We start from the raw sequence: 8,733 nt of genomic DNA, 5'->3' as shown, positions 1-8,733 counted from the left end.
CCGCAGAACCGGTGCCGAAGCAGGAGCCTGCCGCGACGCCGGCACACCTGCGCGACCTCACCGGCACGTTACTCGACGTGCCCGCAGGTGCCGATGTCGAGCTGGCCCTGTTGACCATCAACGAACGCGGCCTGCCTCACAAGCTGCTGGGCAATATCCAGTTGCGTGGAACGGGCGCCCCGCTGCCATTCCGTCTGCAATTCAACCCCGAGAACTTCGACCAGGGCATCCGCGTGGAGCTGCGTGGCCGCGTGCATCAGTCCGGCAAGCTGGTGCTGCACATGCCCAGCCAGTTTATCCGCGAGCCGCAGAGCCAGGCGCTCGGCGAAATACGCGTGACGCCTGCGCTGTGACGCCACCGCAGCACCTGCAAACGGCCCTGAGCGAATTGCTCGGCGACGCCCGCCTGACCGCGACCACCTTGCCGGGTACCGACCTGCGTCTATGGCTGATCGATCCGACGAACATGGATCGCTGTTTCAATCCCGAGGAAACCCGACGCATTCTCGAGGAGCCACCTTACTGGTGCTTCTGCTGGGCCAGCGGCCTGGTGCTGGTTGACTGGTTGGCCCGGAACCCGGAGTGGGTGCGCGGCAAGCGAGTATTGGATGTCGGCAGCGGCTCGGGCGTCGTGGCCATCGCCGCCGCGCGTGCTGGCGCGGCGCAGGTGGTGGCCTGCGATCTGGATCCGCAGGCCCTGGCCGCCTGCCGTGCCAACGCCGAACTCAACGGGGTGCAACTGGAATACTCGAGCGATCTGTTCGCCGAGCGCCGCGACTACGACCTGGCGATCGTCGCCGACGTGCTCTACGACCGCGCCAACCTGCCCCTGCTCGACCGCGTCCTCGAACATGCCCGCCAGGTGCTGGTGGCCGACTCCAGAGTGCGGGATTTCAGCCACCCGGCCTACCGCCGCATCGCCAGCCTGCAGGGCTGTACCTGGCCGGATCTGGCCGAGCCGGAAACCTTCCGGCACGTCAGCCTCTATCACGCGGATCGTCGCCCCTTGTAGCCGCACAACAGCGCCCGCATTTATAGTCGTACCCACTTTCGCCCGGACAGAGACCGACCATGAGCGACACCCCGTACATCTTCGATATCAATGGCGCCATCCAGTTTGAACAACTGGTGATCGAGAACTCCTTCACCAAGCCGGTACTCGTGGACTTCTGGGCCGAATGGTGCGCGCCCTGCAAAGCGCTGATGCCGCTGCTGGAGCAGATCACCGAGGGCTATCAGGGCGAGCTGCTGCTGGCCAAGGTCAACTGCGATATCGAGCAGGAAATCGTCGCACGCTTCGGCATCCGCAGCCTGCCGACCGTGGTGCTGTTCAAGGATGGTCAGCCTGTCGACGGATTCCAGGGCGCGCAACCCGAGTCGGCTATCCGCACCCTGTTGCAGCCCCATGTCACCGAGCCAGCGGCGCCTGAGGCCGATCTGCTGGAAGTCGCTCAGGAAGCGTTCGCCGATGGCCGCATCGCTGAGGCCGAAGCCCTGCTCAAGCAACTGCTCGGCGAGGACAACGAAAACAGCGCAGCGCTGATTCTCTACGCCCGTTGCCTGGCGGAGCGTGGCGAACTGGGTGAGGCGCAACTGGTGCTCGATGCGGTCAAGGGCGACGAACACAAGCAGGCTCTGGCAGGTGCCCGCGCGCAACTGACCTTCCTGCGCGAAGCCGCTGACCTGCCGGATGTCGCCACGCTGAAGAGCCGCCTGGCACAGAACGCAGATGACGGCGAAGCCGCCCACCAACTGGCCATCCAGCAGCTCGCCCGTCAGCAGTACGAGCCGGCTCTGGATGCCCTGCTCAAACTCTTCGTGCGTAACCGCAACTACGCCGACGGCCTGCCGCACAAGACCCTGCTACAGGTGTTCGACCTGCTCGGCAACGAGCATCCGCTGGTGACCACCTACCGTCGCCGGGTGTATCAGGCGCTCTATTAACTCCGTGAACCTGTCCCGTAGGAGCCCGCTTGCGAGCGATGTAATGTTGATCGCGATGATGATTTCGACATAGCTATCGCCGGCAAGCCGGCTCCTACAGATACCTGCCGGCTACGGCTGCTCTACCCAGCAATACACCGGTGCATCCGGGCCGGTTTCCATACGCACCTGCTCGCAATGACGCAGGCGCACCAGCAAACGCTTGCCTGCCAGCTCGCCACCAGCCAGAGCGGCCAGTTGCGCCAGCAACTGCGGCCCCTCGATACGCCCTGCCCGACGCAACAATTCGAGCACCGTTTGCCATTGCCCATCCTGATCCGGCTGAACCGCCACGGATGCCACCGCGGCCGGGCTTTGCGGCGTTAGCGGAACGGCGGCCGCCAGTTGCGCCCAATCCTGGGGATCCAGCTCCACCGTCAGATCCACTGGCCAATCGCCGATCCGCCCACGAATACGCACCATCACGCTCTCCTTCATCTCGATGCACCATGCTCCCACGCGGGCGCAGGCAAACCAAGCACCCACTATCACAGGCCATAAATTTGTTATAACGTATCAACAAATCCCGCCTATACTGGAGCCCTTCATGCGCCGCCTACTGTTCGCCCTGCCCTTCGCCCTGCTTCCCCTGGCCGCCGCACACGCGCAAACCCATGACCACGATCACGACCATGAACACGGCAGCCTCGGCAAGCATGAGCATGGCGTCGCCACCCTGAACGTGGCCCTAGAAGGCAACACGCTGGAAATCGAACTGCAGAGCCCGGCGATGAATATCGTCGGCTTCGAACATGCCGCCACCAGCGAAGCCGACAAGAAAACCGTCGCCGCCGCTCGTGCCCAGCTGGAAAAGCCCCTGAGCCTGTTCAGCCTGCCGGCCGCCGCGGGCTGCAGCCTGGACGAGCAGGAGCTGAAAAGCCCCCTCTTCGGTGACGCTCATGAAAAGCATGACCATGACCATGACCATGACCATGACCATGACGAGCATGCCAAAGGCCATGACCACGAGCACAGCGATATCGATGCCGATTACAGCTTCACCTGCAAACAGCCGGATGCCCTCAAGACACTCGACCTGTCTGCCTTCTACAAGCAGTTCCCGGCGACCCAGAAGATCAACGTGCAACTGATCGGCCCAAGCGGCCAGCAGGGCGTCGAGTCGACGCCAGCCAATGCGCGCCTGACGTTCTGATGCGATGACGGATGCCCCAACAAGGGGCATCCGTATTCCCACATGTTCTGCAATATCCCCTGAGTCAGCATTTCGCGCCCATGACTGGCACACTTGCCCTTTCACCTTCACTGCCAGCAGTCCCCATGACCTCAGCACTGATCGAACTTACCGACCTCGGCTTCGCCTGGCCCGGCCAGGACGAGCTTCTGGATATCCCGCATTTTCATCTGCAGCGCGGCGAAACCCTGTTTCTCAAGGGCCCCAGCGGCAGCGGCAAGACCACCCTGCTCGGCCTGCTCGGCGGCGTGCAGAAGCCCGGCCGAGGCAACATTCGTCTGCTCGGCGAAGATCTCGCGGCCCTCTCGGCCGCGCGTCGGGATCGCTTCCGCGTCGATCACACCGGCTACATCTTCCAGCAATTCAACCTGCTGCCCTTTCTCAGCGTGCGTGCCAACGTCGAACTGCCCTGCCGTTTCTCCAGCCTCCGCGCACAACGCGCAGCACAGCGCTACGGCAGCGTGGATCAGGCCGCCAGCCGCCTGCTGGAACACCTGGGCCTGCACCCGGAGCTGCTCGAACGGCGCGCCGACTCGCTGTCCATCGGCCAGCAGCAACGCGTCGCCGCCGCCCGCGCGCTGATCGGCCAGCCGGAACTGGTGATCGCCGACGAACCGACCTCGGCGCTGGACGCCGATGCACGCCAGGCGTTCCTCGAGCTGCTGTTCGGCGAATGCCGTGATGTCGGTGCCAGCCTGCTGTTCGTCAGCCACGACCAGAGCCTGGCCACGCTGTTCGACCGCAGCCTGTCACTGGCCGAACTCAACCGCGCCAGCAAACCCCAGGAGGTCTGAGGTGTTCCTGTTACGACTCGCTCTGGCCAGCCTGGCCAACCGCCGCTTCACCGCCCTGCTCACGGTCTTCGCCATCGCTCTGTCGGTTTGTCTGCTGCTCGCGGTGGAGCGGGTGCGCACCGAAGCACGCGCCAGCTTCGCCAATACCATCAGCGGTACCGACCTGATCGTCGGCGCTCGCTCCGGCAGCGTGAACCTGCTGCTGTACTCAGTGTTCCGCATCGGCAACGCCACCAACAACATCCGCTGGGACAGCTTCGAGAAGCTCGCCTCACACCGCCAGGTCGACTGGGCCATCCCGATCTCCCTCGGCGACTCGCACCGCGGCTACCGGGTGATGGGCACCGACGCAGGCTACTTCGACCACTACCACTATGGCCGCGGGCAATCATTGCAGCTGGCCCAGGGCGAACGCTTCCATGACCTGTTCGACGTAGTGCTCGGCGCCGAAGTGGCCCAGGCCCTGAACTACAAGCTCGGCGACAAGCTGGTGCTGTCCCATGGAGTCGCGGCCATCAGCCTGCAGCAGCACGACGACAAGCCGTTCGTGGTCAGCGGCATCCTCGCCCGCACCGGCACGCCGGTGGATCGCACTCTGCACATTTCCCTGGAGGGCATGGAAGCGCTGCACGTCGACTGGCAGAACGGCGTACCCGCCCGCGGCGCCGGCAAGATCAGCGCCGAGCAGGCTCGTGAGATGAATCTTCAGCCCAAGGCCATCACCGCGGCGATGCTCGGTCTGAAAAGCAAGATCGCCACCTTCTCCGTGCAGCGCGAGGTCAACGAGTACCGCGGCGAACCACTGCTGGCGATCCTTCCCGGCGTCGCCCTGCAGGAGCTGTGGAGCCTGATGGGCACCGCGGAAAAGGCGCTGTTCGTGGTATCGCTGTTCGTGGTGCTGACGGGGTTGATCGGCATGCTCACGGCCATCCTCACCAGCCTCAACGAGCGGCGACGAGAAATGGCCATCCTCCGTTCGGTGGGCGCACGGCCCTGGCATGTTGCCAGCCTGCTGATCCTCGAAGCGTTTTCCCTGGCCGTGGCCGGCGTCGCCGCCGGTGTGGCGCTACTGTACGCCGGCATCGCCAGCGCTCAGGGCTATGTGCAGGCCAACTACGGTCTGTATCTGCCATTGAGTGCGCCGACACCCTATGAGTGGACGCTGCTCGGCGCTATTCTGGCGGCCGCCCTGCTGATGGGCTGCGTGCCGGCCTGGCGTGCCTATCGGCAGTCGCTGGCCGATGGCCTGTCTATCCGCCTCTGAATATTCGGAGCCGGCGGCGGCTCCGTTTTCAATCAAGAGGTAGTGTCATGTTCCGCGCTTTGCTCATCGCCTTTTTCCTGGCCCTGGCTACGCCGCTGTGGGCCGCCGAACTGCGCACGCTGCACTGGCAGGAACTGATTCCCGAGGACGCACCGCCCCAGGTCAGTCAGATGACGCCGATGCATGACATGTCGCAGTTGGGCGATGCGCTTTCCGAAGGGGGAGCCGTCTCTCTGCAGCAATTTCCGTCTGCGCCGGTGGTCAAGGAAATGGACGGTCAGCAGGTCAAGATTCCGGGCTATATCGTACCGCTGGACGTGACCGAAGAAGGCCGTGTCACCGAATTTCTGCTGGTTCCCTACTTCGGCGCCTGCATCCACGTGCCGCCACCGCCATCCAACCAGATCGTCCATGTCACCGCTGAGTTGGGCGTGCTGCTCGACGCGCTGTATCAGCCGTTCTGGATCGAGGGGCCGATGAAAGTCGAGCACAGCAGCAGCGAACTGGCCGAGGTCGGTTACCAGATGGCTGCGGACAAGATCTATCCCTACGAGTTGCCGGCCAACTGACATCGTGGCAAAAAGTCGCACCTCGCAGTCAGCGAGCATTGAGCTGAGTCAAGGGACGCATCGCCAGGCGCCCTAACCTGACGCCATCCGAGATTACTCGAATGACCCGTTAGGAGCTCACCATGTACAAGTCGCTGTTCTCTGCCTCTCTGATCGCCCTGGCACTGGCTGCCCCCATGGCGCAGGCGCACCAGGCCGGAGATGTCCTCGTTCGCGCCGGCGCCATCACGGTCAACCCGAAGGCCGACAGCTCCACGGTCAAGGTCGATCGCGGCGGCCTTGCCGGTACCGACCTGGGCGGCAAGGCGACCATGAGCAGCGACACCCAGCTGGGTCTCAACTTCGCTTACATGCTCACCGACAATATCGGCATCGAGCTGCTCGCCGCCACGCCGTTCGAGCATGACGTGAAGATCAAGGGCACCACACTGGATGCCGCCAACGGCAAACTCGGCACCTTGAAACACCTGCCGCCGACCCTGAGCGTGGTCTACTACCCGCTCGATTCGAAATCGGTGTTCCAGCCCTATGTCGGGGCCGGCATCAACTACACTTGGATCTATGACGAACATGTGGGTAGCCGCGCCAGCACGGCTGGTTTCGACAACTTCCGGGCGAAGAACTCCTGGGGTCTGGCCTGGCAGATCGGCGCCGACTACATGCTCACCGACAACCTCCTGATCAACGCCCAGGCGCGCTACATCGACATCGACACCACCGCCTATGTCGACCATCCAGGGCTCGGCGTGCGCGCCAAGGTAGACGTCGACGTCGATCCGTTCGTGTATATGGTTGGCCTGGGCTACAAGTTCTAAGAACCTGATCAAGCCCGCAATAAGGCGATAGCGGCCGTTCGATGATCCGCGTTGAACGAAGGATCAGGCCTTCGGCCCCGGATTACGCCTGCGGCTAATCCAGGCTACATTCGTGCCATGGCCTCGTAGGTTGGATTAGCGAAGCGTAATCCGACATTTGGCCGGCATATCCGATACAAATTTCGAACGGCCGCTTCCGCCTTGTAGCGTCCATTTGCCCAGGACGAGACCACGCGCAGTTTCCAAGCCCCCCTAAAACGCAAAAAGCCGGTAATGCCGGTTTTTTGCTTTCTGGAGTCTGACGACTCAGCTATTCAGCAACGCGGCCAGCCCATCGCGCAACGTGGTCTGCGTCGGCAACTGGTACTGTGCGGCCAGACGGCCATTGTCTGCACGAGAGTGGCGGATATCACCCGGACGTGGATCGAGATGGGTGACGGTCGGCAAACCACCAAGCAACTCGCCGATCTGCGCCAGCAGTTGTTTGAGGCTCACCGCCTCGTTCCAGCCGACATTCACTGCGCCCTGCGTTACTTGCTCGGCATCCAGCGCCTGCAACAACAATTCGAGCAGATCGGCGATGTAGAAGAAATCGCGGGTCTGCTCGCCATCGCCGAACACGCTGATCGGCAGGCCCTGCTGGGCGCGCTGGGTGAAGATGCTGATCACCCCGGAATATGGCGAGGACGGATCCTGACGCGGGCCGAAGACGTTGAAGAAACGAAAGATCGCCGGCTCCAGCCCATGCTGGCGGCCGTAGAACTCCAGGTAATGCTCGCTGGCCAGTTTGTCCGCCGCGTAGGGTGTCAGCGGTACCTTGGGCGTATTTTCGTCGATCGCCTGGCCTTCACCATTGTTACCATATACCGCAGCACTGGAGGCGAATAGCACGCGGCGCACGCCGTGTTCGCGCATAGCCTCGCAGATGTTCAGGGTGCCGATGAAATTGCTCTGGTGCGTGCTGACCGGATCGTCTACCGACGCCTGCACCGACGCCACGGCGGCCAGATGCACGACCGCACCACATCCAGCGACTGCACGGCTGACAAGCTGAGTGTCAGCCACATCGCCCTCGATGAAGGTCAGCCGCGGGTTATCCACTGGCAGATTGGCGAGTTTGCCCATGGACAGGTTGTCCAGCACGCGCACGCGGTGGCCGCGAGCCAGCAGGGCATCGACCAGATTGGAACCGATAAAACCGGCACCGCCAGTAACGAGAATGGTTTGATCAGACATGGCGATAGTACTGCTCCAGCAAGCTCGGCAGACCGGCACGCCAGGCACGCGGCTTGACGCCGAAGGTATGAAGGATTTTCTTGCACGACAACACGGCGTGCTGCGGCTCGTCGGCAGCATCTGCCCGTACGGCGTGGGCCTGGCCGGAAATATCCTCGAGCAGGTTCTGACGCATGTGCCGTGCTTCGCTCAGGATCGCCTGGCCAAGCGCCAGTGCGGTGGTCGCCTCATGCCCGCCATAGTGGTAGGTGCCCCACAGTGGCGCGGCGCAGTCGAGCTGCTTGAGCACGGCCAGGATGACGCGGGCGGCATCGTCGATCGGCGTCGGATTGCCACGCCGGTCATCGGCCAGAAACAGTGCCTCTTCGCGCTCCGCTCGCACCAGAAAGCGTGCCAGCAAGCCATCCGGGCTGTCATCCAGCAACCAGCCAAAACGCAGCAACACATGCCGAGGACACAAGGCGCGAACGCTCTGCTCCATGCGCACAAGCACCTGCCCACGCAAGCCGAGCGGCTGCAACTCATCCTTTTCGTTGTAGGCGGTGGCACGCGCGCCATCGAATACGCGATAGCTGGACGGCTGCAGTAGACGAATATCGTGATGCTGGCAAAGCTCGGCCAGGCGCTCCACTGCGCGCTCCTGGGCAGCAAAGCGCTCTTCGCTGACCTGCTCGGCCTGGAACCAGTCGAAGTAATAGGCGAGATTGATCACCGCATCGGGGCGGGTATCGTCGATCAACTGGGTCAGGCTGGCGGCTGTCTCTTATACACATCTGGAATCAAATTATTATTCCCTTCAACGATCCGCGTTCGGCTTCCATTATATATGAAGACAGGCAGTTTTTCTGAGCAGCTCGTGCTAGCCGGCCTGACCCTTGCT

General features: G+C 62.9%; 10 protein-coding genes and 1 pseudogene. 8 read left to right on the top strand and 3 right to left on the bottom strand.

Features of this window, described 5'->3' with window-relative positions:
• The 3 genes from DNK06_RS24895 to trxA form a co-directional block, all read left to right on the top strand.
• A partial coding sequence (locus tag DNK06_RS24895; protein WP_131182647.1) for a YbaY family lipoprotein occupies nucleotides 1-353 on the top strand: 353 nt, incomplete at its 5' end.
• Nucleotides 350-1,012: a class I SAM-dependent methyltransferase gene (locus tag DNK06_RS24890; protein WP_131182646.1), complete on the top strand. Its 663-nt coding sequence runs from the start codon at nucleotides 350-352 to the stop codon at nucleotides 1,010-1,012. The genes DNK06_RS24895 and DNK06_RS24890, both read left to right, overlap by 4 nt.
• 59 nt (nucleotides 1,013-1,071) lie before the next feature.
• On the top strand, nucleotides 1,072-1,944 hold the full coding sequence (gene trxA, locus DNK06_RS24885) for a thioredoxin (RefSeq protein ID WP_131182645.1): 873 nt from the start codon (nucleotides 1,072-1,074) through the stop codon (nucleotides 1,942-1,944).
• A gap of 111 nt (nucleotides 1,945-2,055) precedes the next feature.
• Here the strand turns inward: trxA and DNK06_RS24880 are convergent, their stop codons facing one another.
• Nucleotides 2,056-2,406 carry a hypothetical protein gene (locus DNK06_RS24880; protein WP_131182648.1) on the bottom strand — a complete coding sequence of 117 codons (351 nt, stop codon included), beginning with the start codon at nucleotides 2,404-2,406 and terminating at the stop codon, nucleotides 2,056-2,058.
• A 124-nt stretch (nucleotides 2,407-2,530) separates the two neighbouring features.
• Here DNK06_RS24880 and DNK06_RS24875 point away from each other — a divergent pair, with 124 nt between their 5' ends.
• The 5 genes from DNK06_RS24875 to DNK06_RS24855 all read left to right on the top strand — a co-directional run bounded on the left by DNK06_RS24875 (nucleotide 2,531) and on the right by DNK06_RS24855 (nucleotide 6,617).
• On the top strand, nucleotides 2,531-3,136 hold the full coding sequence (locus DNK06_RS24875; RefSeq protein ID WP_131182644.1) for a DUF2796 domain-containing protein: 606 nt from the start codon (nucleotides 2,531-2,533) through the stop codon (nucleotides 3,134-3,136).
• A gap of 125 nt (nucleotides 3,137-3,261) precedes the next feature.
• A complete protein-coding gene (locus DNK06_RS24870) occupies nucleotides 3,262-3,969 on the top strand; it encodes an ABC transporter ATP-binding protein (RefSeq protein ID WP_131182643.1) in 708 nt (235 codons plus the stop codon).
• 1 nt (nucleotide 3,970) lies between these two features.
• On the top strand, nucleotides 3,971-5,233 hold the full coding sequence (locus DNK06_RS24865; RefSeq protein WP_131182642.1) for an ABC transporter permease: 1,263 nt from the start codon (nucleotides 3,971-3,973) through the stop codon (nucleotides 5,231-5,233).
• Nucleotides 5,234-5,280: 47 nt separating this feature from the next.
• Nucleotides 5,281-5,802 (top strand): DUF3299 domain-containing protein, encoded by a 522-nt coding sequence (locus DNK06_RS24860; RefSeq protein ID WP_131182641.1) that lies wholly within the window; start codon nucleotides 5,281-5,283, stop codon nucleotides 5,800-5,802.
• Nucleotides 5,803-5,924: 122 nt separating this feature from the next.
• Nucleotides 5,925-6,617, top strand: a complete 693-nt coding sequence (locus tag DNK06_RS24855) for an OmpW/AlkL family protein (RefSeq protein WP_131182640.1) — start codon at nucleotides 5,925-5,927, stop codon at nucleotides 6,615-6,617.
• Nucleotides 6,618-6,923: 306 nt separating this feature from the next.
• Here DNK06_RS24855 and DNK06_RS24850 read toward each other — a convergent pair whose 3' ends face one another.
• Together DNK06_RS24850 and DNK06_RS24845 are read right to left on the bottom strand one after the other, a co-directional pair.
• Nucleotides 6,924-7,853: an NAD-dependent epimerase/dehydratase family protein gene (locus DNK06_RS24850; RefSeq protein WP_131182639.1), complete on the bottom strand. Its 930-nt coding sequence runs from the start codon at nucleotides 7,851-7,853 to the stop codon at nucleotides 6,924-6,926.
• Nucleotides 7,846-8,610, bottom strand: a pseudogene (locus tag DNK06_RS24845) (sugar nucleotide-binding protein); the annotation flags it as partial. The pseudogene DNK06_RS24845 and the gene DNK06_RS24850, both read right to left, overlap by 8 nt.
• Nucleotides 8,611-8,733 lie beyond the last annotated feature (123 nt).

The sequence above is a fragment of the Phytopseudomonas daroniae genome (genome assembly GCF_004327285.1).
Lineage (GTDB): Bacteria > Pseudomonadota > Gammaproteobacteria > Pseudomonadales > Pseudomonadaceae > Aquipseudomonas > Aquipseudomonas daroniae.
The sequence above is the reverse complement of the archived record's forward strand: the minus strand, read 5'-3'. Positions and strand labels throughout refer to the sequence as shown.

Bases quoted from the DNA above. Each gene is read 5' to 3' on its own strand.
- DNK06_RS24880 (WP_131182648.1), bottom strand. From the start codon at position 2,406: ATGGTGCGTATTCGTGGGCGGATCGGCGATTGGCCAGTGGATCTGACG.
- DNK06_RS24855 (WP_131182640.1), top strand. From the start codon at position 5,925: ATGTACAAGTCGCTGTTCTCTGCCTCTCTGATCGCCCTGGCACTGGCT.
- DNK06_RS24850 (WP_131182639.1), bottom strand. From the start codon at position 7,853: ATGTCTGATCAAACCATTCTCGTTACTGGCGGTGCCGGTTTTATCGGT.
- trxA (WP_131182645.1), top strand. From the start codon at position 1,072: ATGAGCGACACCCCGTACATCTTCGATATCAATGGCGCCATCCAGTTT.
- DNK06_RS24860 (WP_131182641.1), top strand. From the start codon at position 5,281: ATGTTCCGCGCTTTGCTCATCGCCTTTTTCCTGGCCCTGGCTACGCCG.
- DNK06_RS24870 (WP_131182643.1), top strand. From the start codon at position 3,262: ATGACCTCAGCACTGATCGAACTTACCGACCTCGGCTTCGCCTGGCCC.
- DNK06_RS24875 (WP_131182644.1), top strand. From the start codon at position 2,531: ATGCGCCGCCTACTGTTCGCCCTGCCCTTCGCCCTGCTTCCCCTGGCC.